This window comes from Paraburkholderia sp. EG286B (genome assembly GCF_040965655.1).
Lineage (GTDB): Bacteria > Pseudomonadota > Gammaproteobacteria > Burkholderiales > Burkholderiaceae > Paraburkholderia.
Window position 1 is genome coordinate 485,149 of sequence record NZ_JBFRCF010000005.1, and the last position, 15,032, is coordinate 500,180.

The window sequence follows — 15,032 nt, forward strand, 5'->3', positions numbered from 1 at the left end:
TGTGTCCTGGGGCCTTAGCCCATGCTGCGCGCGTAGCGCCGTTCGAGCACGCGGTAGTAGGTGAGCATCACCACGAGATTGGCGACGAGCAGCAGCACGGCGATGGTCGCGCCGAGCGGCCAGTTCATCGAGCTGAGGAACTGGTCGTACACGGCGGTGGCCGCCACCTTCAGGCGCCGGCCGCCCAGCAGGCCCGGAATCGCAAAGGCGCTCGCCGACAGGCCGAACACCATGAGACTGCCCGAGAGAATGCCGGGCATGAGCTGCGGCAGCACGATACGGCGCAGGGTGGTGACCGGCGAGGCCATCAGCGACAGCGCCGCGTTTTCGGTTTGCGGATCGAGCCTTTGCAGCGCGGTCCACACCGGAATCACCATGAACGGCAGCATCACATGCACGAGCGCGATGACGATGGCGAAGGTCGTGTATTCGAGCTTGAAGGGCCCCGCGCCGAACAGGCCGAAGAACTGGTTCACCAGACCGTTCATGTTGAGCAGCATGCTCCAGCCGAACGCACGCACCACCACGGAAACCAGCAGCGGCGCGAGGATCACGAGCAGGAAGAGCGAGCGCCACGGGTCGCGCATGCGCGAGAGGATGTACGCCTCGGGCGTGCCGATCACGACGCACAGCAGCGTGGTGAGTGCGGCAATGCCGAAGGTACGCAGGAAGATCGTGTGAAAGTACGACGAGCCGAGCACTTCTACGTAGTTGTGCAGATCGAACGCGGCGATGGGGCCGCTCATCGGATCGAAGCGGTAGAACGTGAGCACGAAGGTCATGGCGAGCGGCACGAGCACGAGCGCGGCGAACAGCAGCAGCGCGGGCGCGCTCATGAGCCAGAGCGGCACGTAAGCCTGCCAGCCGGCGCGCACCGTGGCGCGCGGGGCAGGCTGAGAAGTGCGCAGCGTACTAGACACGGGCGCCCTCCTGGTGGATGAAGCGGATCGCGTCGCTATGCCAGTCAATGCCCACCTGGTCGCCCTCAGCTAGCGGCTCCTTGCCCTCGTTCTGGCAGCACACGAGCATTTCGCCCGCGCGGCTGTCGAGTCGATAGAGCCACTGGCTGCCGAGGAAGAAGCGGCTCGTCACGCGTCCGGCGAGACGTCCCGAACCGGTTGCGCACAGCTTGAGCTTTTCGGGGCGGATGCACAGCGTGATCGCGTCGCCCACCCCCACCGCGCGGCCGCGTTCGGGGAGTTGCGCCGTCGAGCCCGTTTCCGCGAGGTCGTTGCCGAGATCCACGCGAATCGTGTCGCCCTCGCGCGCGACGATGCGGCCCGCGAGCATGTTGGCCTTGCCGATGAACTGCGAGACGAAGTCGTTCTCGGGCCGCTCATACGCGCGATAAGGCGTATCGACCTGAGTGATGCGGCCGCTTTCCATCACGACCACGCGGTCGCTGATCGAGAGCGCTTCCGACTGGTCGTGCGTGACCATCAGCGTGGTCGTGCCGATCTTGCGCTGAATGGCGCGCAGCTCGAACTGCATGTCTTCGCGCAGCTTGGCGTCGAGGTTGGACATCGGCTCGTCGAGCAGCAGAACGGGCGGCGCGATCACGATGGCGCGCGCGATCGCCACGCGCTGGCGCTGGCCGCCCGACAGCTCGCGCGGAAAGCGCTGCGCGTAGGCGTCGAGGCGCACGAGCGCGAGCGCCTCGCGAATGCGATCCCGACGCTCGGTCTTGTCCACGCCGCGCATTTCGAGGCCGAAGCTCACGTTCTGCTCCACGCTCATGTGCGGAAAGAGCGCATAGCTCTGGAACACGATGCCGAGGCCGCGCCTGTTCGGCGGCATGTGCGTGATGTCGCGCCCGTCGAGCGTGATGCGCCCGCGCGTGGTTTCCACGAAGCCGGCGATCATCTGCAGCGTCGTGGTTTTTCCGCAGCCCGAGGGGCCGAGCAGTGAGACGAACTCGCCTCTTTCCACCGACAAATTGACGCCGGCGACCGCCTGCAGGTCGCCGAACGATTTCGATACATCGGTCAGGGTGAGGAACGACATGGTGTGGCCTTCCAGTGCTTGGGTTGCGCCGGCACCCGCTGAGCGGATCGCGATGCAGGGCGTTGAACCGACTGTAGCTAGCCAAATTTTTGGTCGTCAATTTAAAATTCCATTAAGCGATAGGAATCTGACTTATATTCCGTTTGATGGAATGCGCGTGCGAGTTGGTCTGTTGATCGTTTCACCGGATGAACTTCGGGAAATCCCTGAACGATCTAGCCGCAAGCGCAGCGCCGTTTGGCGGTCCCACCTTTCGGGTAGTGCGCCAATTCGTACGAGCTTCGGCGGAGATTCCGCTGTATGGAATAGATCGAGGTCGATATGAGGTCAATGAACGAGAAAAGTGGAACGCCGGCCGACGACGCGCGCGGCGCGGGCGTGTTGCAGCGCGCCTTCGCGGTGATCCGCGCACTGGGGGCGAGCCAGGCGGAAGGCAGCCGCGTGACCGCGCTCGCGAAGGCCGTGGGCCTGACCCAGGCTACCGTGCATCGGCTGCTGCAGGGGCTGATCGCCGAAGGCGTGGTCGAGCAGGACGAAGGCACGAGGCGCTATCGGCTGAGCGTGGATTTTTTTGCGCTCGCAGCGCAGGCAGGCAATCCCAGCGGCATGCGCACGCTATGCCGGCCCGCGTTGCTGCGCCTGTGCGCAAGCCTTGGCGACACCATCTTCCTGCTCGTGAAGAGCAGCTTCGACGCGGTGTGCCTCGACATGTGCGAAGGTCCGTTTCCGATCCGCTCGTTCACGGGCGATATCGGCGGGCGCGTAGCGCTGGGCGTGGGCCAGGGCAGTCTTGCCATTCTCGCTTTCCAGCCCGAGGCCGAGCGCGAAGAAATCATTCGTTTCAACGTGCCGCGCTTGCGCAGCTACGGCGTGCTGGACGAGGTGTACTTGCGCACGGAGATCGAGCGCGTGCGCAAGCTCGGCTACGCGGGGCGCAACACCGGGGTGCTCGAGGGCATGGCGGGCGTGGCCGTGCCGATTCTCGACCAGACCGGCTGCGCCGTCGGCGCATTGAGCGTGGGCACGCTGGCTGCTCGTCTCACGGAAGACCGGTTGCCGACGATCGTCGAATTGCTCAAGCGGCAGGCCGAAATCATCGGGCCGCAAACGAACCCGTTCGATGTGGCGGTGCGCCGTCCCATGCATGGGCTCACGCGAGCGATGACGACGCAACCATTGGCTTGAGCGACGACGGGCGAGGATCGATTCAGTCGAATGCATTCCTAACTAAATCTTCTGATCGCGAATCGTTCTCATTGGATGATTGGCGTGCAGACGTTCAGCAGGCGCGCGCATTGCTGCATTGCTGCATTGCGAAATCGAGCAGTATGATCGGACGAAAATTGACCAGGGGATAACCTGTTCGCATGCGTCTTGGTTTTGGCGTAAACGGTCAGGTGGCTATTCGTAGACTGAAGGCGGTGTACGAAATGGCAGTTCGCCGCCATGGAGCTTTGCAATCCATCGCAGCGCGAGCCGGTGACTCCGGAAACGAAAACAGAAACGCCCGAAGCGCCGTCTTGCGTGTAGTCCTGCAAGACCCGGGAGGGGCAAAACCCCTCCGCGTGAACTGTCATATTGAGTACACGCCGCTGCCACGTCGACGAGAAGTCATTGAGGAGCGTAGGTGCTGGGGGAGGTGGAGCGCATGTGTGATCCCGCGGCGCTTGCAGTCAGAATATACCGGTGATCGATGACGACCATAAACGACCGGACGTTGCCCGTTCTCGAGGCACCGGCTGCGACTGCTACGCCGGTGCCGGTACGCGCGGCGCCTTCGATCTTTCATGAGCGCTGGTGGCTCGACATCGCCACGCAAGGCGACTGGAAGCTTGCGGTGGTGAAGCAGGACGACGAGGTCATCGGCGAGATGCCGTACGCGATGCAGCGCACGCGACTGTGGCGTGTCTCGCACCTGCCGCCGCTCACGCGCACGCTCGGGCCGGTCATCAAGTCCGTGACGGGCAGCGAGGCCCGCCAACTGCATCATGAACTCGACGTCACCGGCAAGCTGATCGAGCAGTTGCCCGAGTGCGACAGCTTTTTTCAGGTGCTCGACCCGCGCATCGACGACGCCCTGGCGTTCGCGCTGCACGGCTTTACCGTGACGGCGCGCTATACGTTCCGCATCGACCGGAACACGACGGCCGACGAAGCATGGAAGCGCCTGAACAGCAAGACGCGCAACGTGATCCGCAGCGCCTCCCGTGAATTGACCGTCGTGCCGGACATCGCGCCCGCCGAGTTCATCGCGTTCTACGAAGCGAATCTCGCGGCGCGTTCGCGTACCAACGCGTACGGGGATGCGGTCATGCGCGACCTCGTCAACGCGTTCGTCGAGCGCAAGGCGGGGATGCTGCTCGGCGCCTACGGGCAAGGCGGGAAGCTCGTGGCGGCGGTCGGCCTCGTCTGGGACCATCAGGCCATGTATTACCTGCTGTCGTCGCGCGCGCAGGACGCGCACAGCGGCTCGATCAGCCTGCTGCTGTGGACCGGCATTGGCCGCGCGCTGGAGCGCAAGCTCACTTTCGACTTCGACGGCTTTTCGAGCCCGTCGACATTCAGCTTCCTCAATGGATTCGGCGCGACGCTCACGCAGCGGCTGGGCGTCGAGCGCCACGGCACGGTTTATTTGCTGATGCGTACGCTTAAACGGAAAATTGCGCCCGGGCGCGTGTTCGCCCCCAATCTCTGAGCGGCGGGGCGTCGTGTAGCGAACGATATGGCGCGCTGCTACACGAGTTCGTGCCGCGCGGGATCGCTTGCGCGGCGGGTCGTGACCTCGGCAAGTTCCAGCGCGCTCGAGGCGAAGAGCAAGGGGGTCCAGCGCTGGATCGTGCTTTGCGCGCCGACGGCGAAGCGTTCGCGCAACTCAGGCTCGCCGCCCAGTTCGCCGATACGCTGCGCGAGCGTCGAGACGTCGCGCGGTTCGACCACGAAACCGTTCACGCCGTCGATCACCACTTCGCCAGCCACGCCGCAGGTGCGCGTGACGATGGCAGGGCACCCGGCCGCGAACGCTTCGTTCACGCACAGGCCCCATTGGTCGAATTCGCTCGCGAGTACGACGAATTCCGCGAGCGCATAGAGATTCGGCATTTCCTGGTTGGCGAGTGAGCTGAGTATCGTCACGTGCGGCGTGAGGCCGAGCGAATCGATGCGCGCGCGCAATTGCGCTTCGAGCGGACCCTGACCCACCAGCACGAGGCCGATATTTTCGTTGTACACCCCGGATTTGCGGTAGGCGTCGATCAGCACGTCGACGTTCTTGCGCGCGACGAAGCGGCTCACGCACAGCACATAGCGCTGCGGCAGGCCAAAGCGGGATCGCACGGCCTCCGGGTTGACGCTCGCGGCCTGCGCGAGATCCGAAAAATAGTCGACGTCGATCACGTCGAAACCGATGCGGGATCGTTCCTTCGGGATGCCAAGCGATTGCGCGTAGCGGCGATGCTTCTCGCCCGCGACGAGCGCGCCGTCGAAGCGGCTCACGATGAAACGCTTGAGGCGCTCCTTGGTGCGCTGGCGCAGTCCGTCGTCGGCCTTCGAGTCCGACATGTAGATGAGCTTGAAGCGCCGCGTGAGATGTCTGAGGAAACAGAGCACGGCCGAATAGCCGGTGTTGTAGCCGAGCGTGATGACCACGTCGGGCTCGAAGTTGCGCACCTTCGCAATCAGGCGTGCGGTGTCGAGCGCGCCGAGGCCGTCGCTGTCGGCGCCGTTCTCGACCAGCGTTTCCGCCATACGCGGGCGGTTCGCGAAGAATGCCGCGCGGCGTTCCTGCGGGAAGCCATAGACGCCCGAGCGCGCGAAGACCTCGAGCAGCGCCACCTGGTGGCCGCGACTGGAGGCTGCGCTGACGAGAGCCTCGTAGCGAGGGACGTGATAGTCGCCCAGGTTGCCGATGACGAACAGTATACGCATGGACAATGACGGCTCACGGTGGCGCTTGGTTGAGCAGGCAGCGCACCACGGGTGCCTGGCCTGCATGAAATCCCGGACAGTCGTCCTGACCTGCCGGGCAGCGTTGGCTGCGCCAAACCGCTCGCACAATCGCGGCGGGGACTCGCAGTCGCGCCGTTTGCTGCATCGTAACCCGATTGCGAGGCGTTTTTACGCAATGTCGGTGATCAGCGAAAACTTGTCCGATATGGCGGAGGCGATGCAAAGCAGATGAAACCTTGCCGGTCAATTCTCCCGAGGAATACGCAAGGCGCACACACGGAATGGCACACGACTTGCGTGGCCTGGTTCGATTGACGCGATTTCCAGGTGCCAGAGGGCGGGTTATGCGTGGTTCGTAACTGATTGTCATCACAATGGACATCAATTGGCGCGGTGCGATGAAAACTGTCATATCAATGCGTCACACTGGAGGTTTGGCATGTTTCAATACATCGGAAGAAGGGAAAGCGCTTAAGGTCAGCATCAGATTTTCGGCTTAATATCTTAGGGTTCACCCGTGGCGCCAAGTCCTTCAATTCGACAACAAACATGCGAGCCGGAATGCTGATCGTATGATTTTCGTAATGCATTTCGAGGGAATTGCACGGCGCGGGACGCCGGCCGTGCAAGCCGATAGGCGCACGCGATCGCTAACCGGGTTTCACCATACTGCGCGGACAATCGAGGAATATGAAAACGCTGTTTCTGCAGGCCCCGTCGTATGACGGCTTCGACGGTGGCGCGGGCTCGCGCTACCAGGCAAAGCGCGAGATCCGCTCGTTCTGGTATCCCACCTGGCTCGCGCAGCCCGCGGCCCTCGTGCCCGACAGCCGCGTGCTCGACGCGCCGGCCGACAGCCTCTCCGTCGAAGAGACGCTGAAGATTGCAGCCGCATACGACCTCGTCATCATCCACACGAGCACGCCGTCGTTCCCGACCGACGCGCTCTTCTGCGAAGACCTCAAGAAGCGCAAGCCGTCGATCGTCATCGGGCTGGTGGGCGCGAAGGTGCAGGTCGATCCGCACAATTCGCTCACGGCAAGCGAGGCGATCGATTTCGTCTGCCGCGAAGAATTCGACTTCACCTGCAAGGAAATCGCCGAAGGCATGCCGCTCGCCGAGGTCAAGGGCATTTCGTGGCGCGCGAAGGACGGCTCGATCGAGCACAACCCGGGCCGTCCGGTGCTGGAAGACATGGACTCGCTGCCGTTCGTCGCGCCGATCTACAAGCGCGACCTGAAGATCGAGAATTACTTCATCGGCTACCTGAACTACCCGTACGTGTCGATCTACACGGGCCGGGGCTGCAAGTCGCGCTGCACGTTCTGCCTGTGGCCGCAGACCGTGAGCGGCCACGTCTACCGCACGCGTTCGGTCGAGAACGTGCTCGAGGAAGCGAAGTGGATCCGCGAGAACATGCCGGAAGTCAAGGAGCTGATGTTCGACGACGACACCTTCACCGACGACCTGCCGCGCGCCGAAGCGATCGCCATGGGTCTCGGCAAGCTCGGCATGACGTGGTCGTGCAACGCGAAGGCGAACGTGCCGTACAAGACGCTGAAGGTCATGAAGGAAAACGGCCTGCGCCTCCTGCTCGTGGGCTTCGAGTCGGGCGACGACCAGATTCTCGTGAACATCAAGAAGGGCGTGCGCACGGATTTCGCGCGCCGCTTCAGCGCCGACTGCAAGAAGCTCGGCATCAAGGTGCACGGCACCTTCATTCTGGGGCTGCCGGGCGAGACGCAGGACACGATCAGGAAGACGATCGAGTACGCGAAGGAAATCAATCCGCATACGATTCAGGTGTCGCTGGCTGCGCCCTATCCGGGCACGACGCTCTACAAGCAGGCCGTGGAAAACGGCTGGATGGAAGAGAACAAGACCATCAACCTGGTGAGCAAGGAAGGCGTGCAGCTGGCGGCGATCGGCTATGCGCATCTGTCGCGTGACGAGATCTATCACCACCTGGAGCAGTTCTATCGCCAGTTCTATTTCCGTCCGTCGAAGATCTGGGAGATCGTGCGCGAGATGCTCACGAGCTGGGACATGATGAAGCGGCGTCTGCGCGAAGGCGTGGAGTTCTTCCGCTTCCTGCGCGCACACGAGGCATGATGGACCGCGCGCATGCGACGGGGCGAACGGGCGCCATCGTTGCGATGGCCGTGACGGTGCTTGCGGTCGCTTCTGCGGCAATCGAAGTCATGCGTGCTGAATTGCCGGGCTTCTCGCACCTGCTCTTCGATTCGCTCGCGGTCCTGAGCGGCGTTTGCGCCGTGGTCGGCATTATCTATACCTGCACGGCGAGCGCGCTGGTCGGCCGTTTCTTCGCACGCGAGGTGGCGACGCCGCAGCACTTTCCGGCCATCACGCTTGCCAAGCCGCTGCACGGCGACGAATGGCACCTCGAGGAGCACCTCGCGAGCTTTTTCGAGCAGGACTATCCTGGACAAGTCCAGTATCTGTTCGGCGTTCACGATGCGCGTGATGAGGCGCTCAACGCCATCGAGCGTCTACGCGCGCGTTATCCCGATGCACACATCACGGTCGTCGCCGATGCGCGCCTGTACGGTCCCAACCGCAAGATCGCGAATCTCGTGAACATGCTCGAAAAGGCCGAGCACGATGTGCTGTGCTTTGCCGATAGCGACGTGCTCGTCGACCAGAACTATCTGCGCCAGGTGGTCGGGGCGCTGCAGCAACCGGGCGTCGGCCTCGTGAGCGCGGTTTACCGGGGCCTGTGCGCGCCGGGATTCTGGCCGCGCGTCGCGTCGGCCTTGACGAACTATCATTTCCTGCCCGGCGTCGTCACGGGGCTCGCCATCGGGCGCGCGCGGCCGTGCTTTGGCCAGTCCATCGCCATGACGCGTGAAATGCTCGACCGCATTGGCGGTCTGGCGCAGTTCGCGCATCACCTCGCCGAAGACCACGCGATTGGGGAAGCCGTGCGCCGCGCCGGCGCGGAAGTTTCCATTCCGCCCATTCTCGTGCGGCACGCGTGCGTGGAGAATACGTTCGCCAAGCTCTTTGCGCACGAGTTGCGCTGGAGCCGCACCGTTCGCGCGGCGGACCGCTCGGGACATCTGGGCGCTGTGCTGATGCATCCGTTCGCGCTCGCCATGCTTGCCGTGGCCTTGTCCGGCGGCGCGGCGCCCGCGTGGATCCTGGCCGCCGTGGCGCTGTGCGCGCGCGCGTGGCTGATCTGGCGGACCGATCGCGCGACCGGCGACAAGTCCAGCGGACTGCTATGCTTACCGCTTTGGGAAATGGTCCAGTTCGCGATCTATGTCGCGAGCTTTTGTTCGTCTGGCGTCGTTTGGCGCGGCACGCGCTTTCGCGTCGACAGGAATGGCATGCTTTCGCCAGTCCACGAGACCTGAGCGTCACAGTAGATTGGGGGGCACAATGAGACGGGAGCATACCCGCAGATGAAGCACATGGGACGTATCGCCGCCCTGGTCGGTCTTGCGATCGCCGTATGGCTCGTATGGCGCGAACATCCCGCGGCAGTGCTGCAACTGTTGCGCGGCGCGGGCATGGGCCTTGTGCTGGCGGCCATCGTGCATATCCTGCCGATGTGCGCGAATGCATGGGACTGGGGCAGCCTGATTCGCGCGGCGCAGCGTCCGTCGTTCGCGACGATGCTCAAACTCGTGTGGATTCGCGAGTCGATCAACGGCTTGCTGCCGGTGGCGCGCGTGGGCGGGGAACTCGTGTCGTTCCGCCTGCTTGGCCGTGCGGGCGTACGGCCGGCCACGGCGGTCGCGAGTCTCATCGCCGACATGCAGCTCACGCTGATCAGCCAGGTGCTGTTTGCGTTGCTCGCAGCCGGCTATCTGCTCGAACACTCCTCTTCCGATACCGCGCGGTTCGTGGGGCGGCTCGCATGGGGCCTCGCGGGCTTCATCCCGCTGCTCGTGCTGTTTGCACTCGTGCAGCATGCGCGGCCGTTCGAGCGCGCGGCACGCACGCTCAACCGCGTCACGAGCGGCAAGGTCGTCGATCTCGTGGGCAAGTCCGCGCGCGTCGATCTATCCCTCAAGCTGATCTGGCGCCAGACCGGCGTAGTCGTGCGCTACGTGCTCGTCTGGCAGACGCTGCAATGCCTCGGCTACGCGCTCGAAATCTGGATCGCGTTGCGCGTGCTCGGCACGGACGCGACCTTCGTGCAGGCGTTCGTGATCGAAGCCCTGATCCAGATGCTGAGCAGCATCGCGTTTCTGGTGCCGGCCGGCCTTGGCGTGCAGGAGGGCGGCTTCGTCATAATCGGCGGACTGCTGGGCTTCGATGCGCCCACTTGCCTCGCGCTCGCAGGCGCAAGGCGCGTGCGCGATCTGATGTTCTATCTGCCCGGGCTGCTTGCCTGGCAAGCGGCCGAGTATGGCTGGCCGTCACGACGCCGCACAGAGGGCACGGCCACGCGCACCCGCACGGAATGATCCCGAAGCTGGCCAGATATTGATTGCAGGTTGCGCAGCGCGCACGGGCGTTAGCCGTGACTCGTGCGTAACTGAAAGCGCCAGCGCTCGAGATTCGAGAGTTCATCCACGGTCTTCTTCTCGATGTCGCCGCGAATCAGGTGATGAATCGTGAGCCGCCCCTGCTGTGTCTCCAGGATCTGCACTAGCCGCGCGCGCTCCCGCTGGCCCTCGAAGCCCAGATCGAAATAGATGACACGGCGACGCGTATCCCCGGTGACGAGGCTCAGGCCACCGCCGCCACCGGTGCCGCCGAGCACGCCCATCTGGGGAATATCCCGGATGTGGAGATTCCAGCTGAAGCCATGGCGCGCAATCCACTTCTTTGCATCCTCCTCGTGCTTCATGGCCATGAGTGCGGCGGGCGGACGGTTGGTCACATCGGTCGCGATCGTATAACGCGACCTGTGCCAGTTCCTGAAGGTATTCGACTCGCGATTGTGCGCATACATGTTTCGCACGATCCTGCCTTCGAAGTCCCATTTCTGCGTCGCGGTGTCTAACCTGAACCATTCGATGCACTCGTTCCATTCCAGTTGAGGACATTCGATGTCATCGGCCATGAGCTTGCCGAGCATGGGCGCCTTGACCTCGGCGCGAAACGTCAGGTCGAACTGATGACCCGCGGTGCCCCTGGAGGAGCGCCCGCCGATGGGTTTGATCCGCTCCAAGGGCACAGCGAGACTGGCAATCGTCATGCGGGCTTTCATGGCCTGGCTCCATTCAATTGCGGATGCAGCCATAACAGCCGGACGTTTCCAGATATTCCCGTCAGTGCCTGGCACCCGGCTGCAAAAACAAATGGAATAGTTTTCCGCGCCGGGCTGTTGTGGAAGAGCGGATCGAACTGGATCGACCCCGCTGAGCCAAAGGAGCGTCTCCATGCATCGCCTCTCACGCGGGAAGCACATTGCAATTGGGGCTGGGCTGATTTCGATGATGAGCGGACCGTCCGCACAAGCCGAATCGGTCGACATGCCGGGCGCACAGCCGTTTCTGAGCACGACCGCAGCGGGCGTGCAGATCTACGCCTGCGAGTACGGTGCGGATCACGCACTCGGCTGGGTCTTCCAGCAGCCGCGCGCCACGCTCTACGACGCACACGGCGCCGAGGTGATCGAGCATTCGGCCGGTCCGTCGTGGCAAGCGCGCGACGGCAGCCGCATCGAGGGAAAAGTCGTCGCGCAAGCGCCCAGTGATACGCCAGGCAGTGTGCCTCAACTGCTGCTCGAGGCGCACTCCACTGGATCGCAGGGCATGCTCGCCCCGGTGCGCTACGTGCAACGGGTCAGGACGGTTGGCGGCGTAAAGCCGGCTGCGCCGTGCACCGTCGAGCACGAGTCGGGTAGTTCGCCTTATATCGCGAATTACATCTTCTATCGGTAAGAAGACCGATCACTGTACGGTCCGTCAGGAAAGATGGATCGACAATTAGTTCGGAATGCAAAGTTAATCGATTCAACCTGGCCATGACCATCGATTTCATTACGCATCAGGACTGGACCGCGTGGCTCGAGCCACTCACGCAGGCCGAACCCTGCGGCCCCGACCTCGAATATGACGCGCAATTGCGCGAACTCGAAGAAGCGGTCAGCGGGCGTCCGGAGGCAGAGTATGGCGCCACGCTCGTGGCCGCGGTCCCGCCCGACTGGGAGGCCGCCGATGTGCTGGGCACCGCGTTGATGGCGCGCACGCGAGACCTTCGCGTGGTGATGCATCTGGCGCGGGCGCGCTGGGTTCGCGAGGGCATTGCCGGTCTTGCGGACGGGCTCGTCCTGACTGCCGCACTGCTGGAGCGCCACTGGGGGCACGTGCACCCGCAACTCGACGCCGGCGACGGCGACGACGCGACGGCCCGCATCAACGCGCTTGCCGGATGGACGGAGGCGGGCGGCGTGCTCGCCGGTCTGATGGATAGCCCGCTGCTGGGAGGTATTTGCCCGGTCACGCTGCGCGAGTGGTCGTATGCGAATGGCGAAGCCGTCGCGCCCGTGGGGCACACGGCGATGAGCCTCGCGGCGATCGAAGCGTCGATCGCTGTGTCGCCTGATGCCGCGCGCAACGCGAAGAAGGCGTTCGACACCGCGTACGACAGCGTCCGCGCGATCGAAGCGACGCTTGCCCAACGTGTTGGCGCGACCCAATCGCTCGATTTCGCCTCATTGAAGGCGTTGCTGGCGCGCGCATCGTCGCTGCTTGCAACGGGCGTGGGCGTGCACCGGGACGAAGCGCAAATGCAGCACGCAGAAGAGACCGGTGTCGCGTCGCCCGTCGGCGCCAACGGTAACGCCCCCACCAATGCCATCGGCAGCCGCGCCGACGTGGCCGCCGCGCTGCAGCGGATCTGCGCCTGGTACGCGCAACACGAACCTGCCAGCCCCGTGCCGTTACTGCTCGAAAGGGCGCGCGGCCTCGTCGAGAAGACCTTCGTCGATCTCTTGAAGGACCTCGCGCCGGAAGGGCTCGCGCAGCTTACCCAGGTGGTCGGTACGGCTGCCGTCGAAACGCCGGTGGAATGATCGAAGCCGCATTGCAACGCAACTCAACCAGGAGAACGGTCAAATGGCCAAGGAGAGCAGTCAGAAGTTCATTGCGCGCAATCGGGCGCCGCGCGTGCAGATCGAGTACGACGTGGAAGTGTACGGATCGGAGCGGAAAGTCAACTTGCCTTTCGTGATGGGTGTGCTGTCCGATCTTTCGGGGCAGCCGCAGGAAGCGCTGCCGCCCGTTGCGGAACGCAAGTTTCTGGAGATCGACATCGACAACTTCGACGAACGGCTGCGCTCGATGAAGCCGCGCGTGGCGATGCAGGTCGACAACACGCTGACCGGCGAGGGCAAGATCGGCGTGGACATGACCTTCGCGAGCATGGACGACTTCGAGCCCGCCGCGATCGCGCGCAACGTCGAGCCGCTCGCGAGGCTGCTCGAAACGCGCAGCCAGTTGCAGAACCTGCTGACCTATATGGACGGCAAGACCGACGCGGAAAAGCTCGTCGCTCGCCTGCTCGAAGACCCCGCGCTGATGAATGCGCTCGCCGCCGCGCCGAAGCCGCAGGACGCGACCGACTCCGAATAAAGGACCCAAGATGGCAGACACTCAACTCGATCCATCCGCGTTCGCGCAGCCAGAAAGGCAGGAAGCCGACGCGGAAAGCCCCTCCGGCGAGTTTCAACAGCTCTTGCAGAAGGCATTCCGCCCGCGCACGGAGAAAGCGCGCGAAGCGGTGGAAAGCGCCGTGCGCACGCTCGCCGAGCAGGCGCTGCTCGACACGCACCGCGTGTCCGACGATGCGCTCGCGACCATCGAAGCGCTGATCGCGCGCATCGACGAAAAGCTGAGCGCGCAGATCAACGTCATCCTGCATGCAGAGCCGTTCCAGCAGCTCGAAAGCGCATGGCGCGGGCTGCACTACCTCGTCACCAATACCGAGAGCGACGAGAGCCTCAAACTGCGCGTGATGAACATTTCGAAGGCCGACCTGCACCGGTCGCTGCGCAAGTACAAGGGCGTGGCGTGGGACCAGAGCCCGCTCTTCAAGCGGCTTTACGAGGAAGAGTACGGTCAGTTCGGCGGTGAGCCTTATGGCGCGCTGGTGGCCGATTACTACTTCGACAACAGCGGCCCCGACGTCGATTTCCTCACGCAGATGGGCAAGATTTCCGCCGCCGCGCACGCGCCGTTCATCGCGGGCGCGGACCCGGCCGTCATGCTGATGGACTCGTGGCAGGAGCTGGCGAATCCGCGCGATCTCACGAAGATCTTTCAGACGCCCGAGCACGCCGCATGGCGCTCGCTGCGCGATTCCGAAGACTCGCGCTATATCGGCCTCGCCATGCCGCGCTTTCTCGCGCGTACGCCCTACGGCGCGAAAACGAGCCCCGTCGAGGAGTTCGATTTCGAGGAAGACACCGCGGGCGCGGACGCGTCGAAGTACGCGTGGGCCAATGCGGCCTACGCGATGGCCGTGAACATCAACCGCTCGTTCAAGACGTGGGGCTGGTGCTCGCGCATTCGCGGCATCGAGTCGGGCGGGGTGGTGGAGAATCTGCCGGTCCACGCGTTTCCCACCGACGACGGCGGCGTCGACATGAAGTGCCCGACGGAGATCGCCATCAGCGACCGCCGCGAAGCCGAGCTGGCGAAGAACGGCTTCATACCGCTCGTCCACAAGAAGAATTCGGATATCGCAGCTTTCATCGGCGCGCAGTCGCTCAACAAGCCGATCGAATACGAAGACCCCGACGCCACGGCGAACGCGAACCTCGCCGCGCGCCTGCCTTATCTGTTCGCCTGCAGCCGTTTCGCGCACTACCTCAAGTGCATTGCGCGCGACAAGCTCGGCAGCTTCAAGGAGAAGGACGACATGCAGCGCTGGCTGCAGGACTGGATTCTTCAGTACGTGGACGGCGACCCCGCCAACTCGTCGGAAGAGACGAAGTCGCGCCGGCCGCTCGCGGCCGCGGAAGTCGTGGTCGAGGAGGTGGAGGGCAATCCGGGCTACTACACCTCAAAATTCTATCTGCGTCCGCATTATCAGCTCGAAGGCCTGACCGTCTCGTTGCGGCTCGTTTCGCGGCTGCCGTCGGCCAAAGCGGCCTGAGCGAC

Annotated in this window: 13 protein-coding genes; 9 read left to right on the forward strand and 4 right to left on the reverse strand. The window is 63.8% G+C overall.

What is annotated here, in order from left to right; all coding sequences use genetic code 11:
- Positions 1–14 precede the first annotated feature (14 nt).
- Together AB4Y42_RS13790 and AB4Y42_RS13795 are read right to left on the reverse strand one after the other, a co-directional pair.
- Entirely contained in the window at positions 15–920 is a 906-nt protein-coding gene (locus tag AB4Y42_RS13790; protein ID WP_368690504.1) for an ABC transporter permease, read from the reverse strand.
- Complete coding sequence (locus AB4Y42_RS13795; RefSeq protein WP_368694494.1) at positions 913–2,004, reverse strand: ABC transporter ATP-binding protein; 1,092 nt, start codon at positions 2,002–2,004, stop codon at positions 913–915. The genes AB4Y42_RS13790 and AB4Y42_RS13795 overlap by 8 nt, the downstream gene beginning before the upstream one ends.
- 321 nt (positions 2,005–2,325) lie before the next feature.
- Here AB4Y42_RS13795 and AB4Y42_RS13800 point away from each other — a divergent pair, with 321 nt between their 5' ends.
- Positions 2,326–3,189 (forward strand): IclR family transcriptional regulator, encoded by an 864-nt coding sequence (locus tag AB4Y42_RS13800; RefSeq protein WP_368690502.1) that lies wholly within the window; start codon positions 2,326–2,328, stop codon positions 3,187–3,189.
- Between the two features lie 508 nt (positions 3,190–3,697).
- Positions 3,698–4,699, forward strand: coding sequence for a GNAT family N-acetyltransferase (locus AB4Y42_RS13805; protein WP_368694495.1), 1,002 nt, complete (start codon positions 3,698–3,700; stop codon positions 4,697–4,699).
- 38 nt (positions 4,700–4,737) lie between these two features.
- Here AB4Y42_RS13805 and AB4Y42_RS13810 read toward each other — a convergent pair whose 3' ends face one another.
- Positions 4,738–5,928, reverse strand: a complete 1,191-nt coding sequence (locus AB4Y42_RS13810; protein ID WP_368690500.1) for a glycosyltransferase family 4 protein — start codon at positions 5,926–5,928, stop codon at positions 4,738–4,740.
- Between the two features lie 711 nt (positions 5,929–6,639).
- On the opposite strand from AB4Y42_RS13810, the gene hpnJ reads away from it, so the two are divergent.
- The 3 genes from hpnJ (at position 6,640) to AB4Y42_RS13825 (ending at position 10,385) form a co-directional block, all read left to right on the forward strand.
- Entirely contained in the window at positions 6,640–8,061 is a 1,422-nt protein-coding gene (gene hpnJ, locus AB4Y42_RS13815; RefSeq protein WP_368694496.1) for a hopanoid biosynthesis associated radical SAM protein HpnJ, read from the forward strand.
- An 89-nt stretch (positions 8,062–8,150) separates the two neighbouring features.
- Positions 8,151–9,326, forward strand: a complete 1,176-nt coding sequence (gene hpnI, locus AB4Y42_RS13820; RefSeq protein ID WP_368694547.1) for a bacteriohopanetetrol glucosamine biosynthesis glycosyltransferase HpnI — start codon at positions 8,151–8,153, stop codon at positions 9,324–9,326.
- 48 nt (positions 9,327–9,374) lie between these two features.
- The gene (locus AB4Y42_RS13825; RefSeq protein WP_368690498.1) at positions 9,375–10,385 is read left to right on the forward strand and encodes a lysylphosphatidylglycerol synthase domain-containing protein; all 1,011 of its coding nucleotides are present in this window, start codon (positions 9,375–9,377) and stop codon (positions 10,383–10,385) included.
- A gap of 50 nt (positions 10,386–10,435) precedes the next feature.
- Here the strand turns inward: AB4Y42_RS13825 and AB4Y42_RS13830 are convergent, their stop codons facing one another.
- Complete coding sequence (locus tag AB4Y42_RS13830) at positions 10,436–11,308, reverse strand: hypothetical protein (RefSeq protein WP_368694497.1); 873 nt, start codon at positions 11,306–11,308, stop codon at positions 10,436–10,438.
- On the opposite strand from AB4Y42_RS13830, the gene AB4Y42_RS13835 reads away from it, so the two are divergent.
- From AB4Y42_RS13835 to tssC, 4 genes are all read left to right on the forward strand, one after another.
- Complete coding sequence (locus AB4Y42_RS13835) at positions 11,307–11,810, forward strand: DUF3455 domain-containing protein (protein WP_368690496.1); 504 nt, start codon at positions 11,307–11,309, stop codon at positions 11,808–11,810. The two genes, AB4Y42_RS13830 and AB4Y42_RS13835, sit on opposite strands and share 2 nt — an antisense overlap.
- Positions 11,811–11,893: 83 nt before the next feature.
- Entirely contained in the window at positions 11,894–12,943 is a 1,050-nt protein-coding gene (gene tssA, locus AB4Y42_RS13840) for a type VI secretion system protein TssA (RefSeq protein WP_368690495.1), read from the forward strand.
- 43 nt (positions 12,944–12,986) lie between these two features.
- Positions 12,987–13,502: a type VI secretion system contractile sheath small subunit gene (gene tssB / locus AB4Y42_RS13845; protein WP_368694498.1), complete on the forward strand. Its 516-nt coding sequence runs from the start codon at positions 12,987–12,989 to the stop codon at positions 13,500–13,502.
- A gap of 10 nt (positions 13,503–13,512) precedes the next feature.
- Entirely contained in the window at positions 13,513–15,027 is a 1,515-nt protein-coding gene (gene tssC / locus AB4Y42_RS13850; RefSeq protein ID WP_368690493.1) for a type VI secretion system contractile sheath large subunit, read from the forward strand.
- Positions 15,028–15,032: the final 5 nt, after the last annotated feature.

Coding starts and splice junctions, on each gene's coding strand:
- AB4Y42_RS13795 (WP_368694494.1), bottom strand. CDS start 2,004: ATGTCGTTCCTCACCCTGACCGATGTATCGAAATCGTTCGGCGACCTG.
- AB4Y42_RS13800 (WP_368690502.1), top strand. CDS start 2,326: ATGAGGTCAATGAACGAGAAAAGTGGAACGCCGGCCGACGACGCGCGC.
- AB4Y42_RS13805 (WP_368694495.1), top strand. CDS start 3,698: ATGACGACCATAAACGACCGGACGTTGCCCGTTCTCGAGGCACCGGCT.
- AB4Y42_RS13810 (WP_368690500.1), bottom strand. CDS start 5,928: ATGCGTATACTGTTCGTCATCGGCAACCTGGGCGACTATCACGTCCCT.
- hpnJ (WP_368694496.1), top strand. CDS start 6,640: ATGAAAACGCTGTTTCTGCAGGCCCCGTCGTATGACGGCTTCGACGGT.
- hpnI (WP_368694547.1), top strand. CDS start 8,151: ATGCGTGCTGAATTGCCGGGCTTCTCGCACCTGCTCTTCGATTCGCTC.
- AB4Y42_RS13825 (WP_368690498.1), top strand. CDS start 9,375: ATGAAGCACATGGGACGTATCGCCGCCCTGGTCGGTCTTGCGATCGCC.
- AB4Y42_RS13835 (WP_368690496.1), top strand. CDS start 11,307: ATGCATCGCCTCTCACGCGGGAAGCACATTGCAATTGGGGCTGGGCTG.
- AB4Y42_RS13830 (WP_368694497.1), bottom strand. CDS start 11,308: ATGGAGACGCTCCTTTGGCTCAGCGGGGTCGATCCAGTTCGATCCGCT.
- tssA (WP_368690495.1), top strand. CDS start 11,894: ATGACCATCGATTTCATTACGCATCAGGACTGGACCGCGTGGCTCGAG.
- tssB (WP_368694498.1), top strand. CDS start 12,987: ATGGCCAAGGAGAGCAGTCAGAAGTTCATTGCGCGCAATCGGGCGCCG.
- tssC (WP_368690493.1), top strand. CDS start 13,513: ATGGCAGACACTCAACTCGATCCATCCGCGTTCGCGCAGCCAGAAAGG.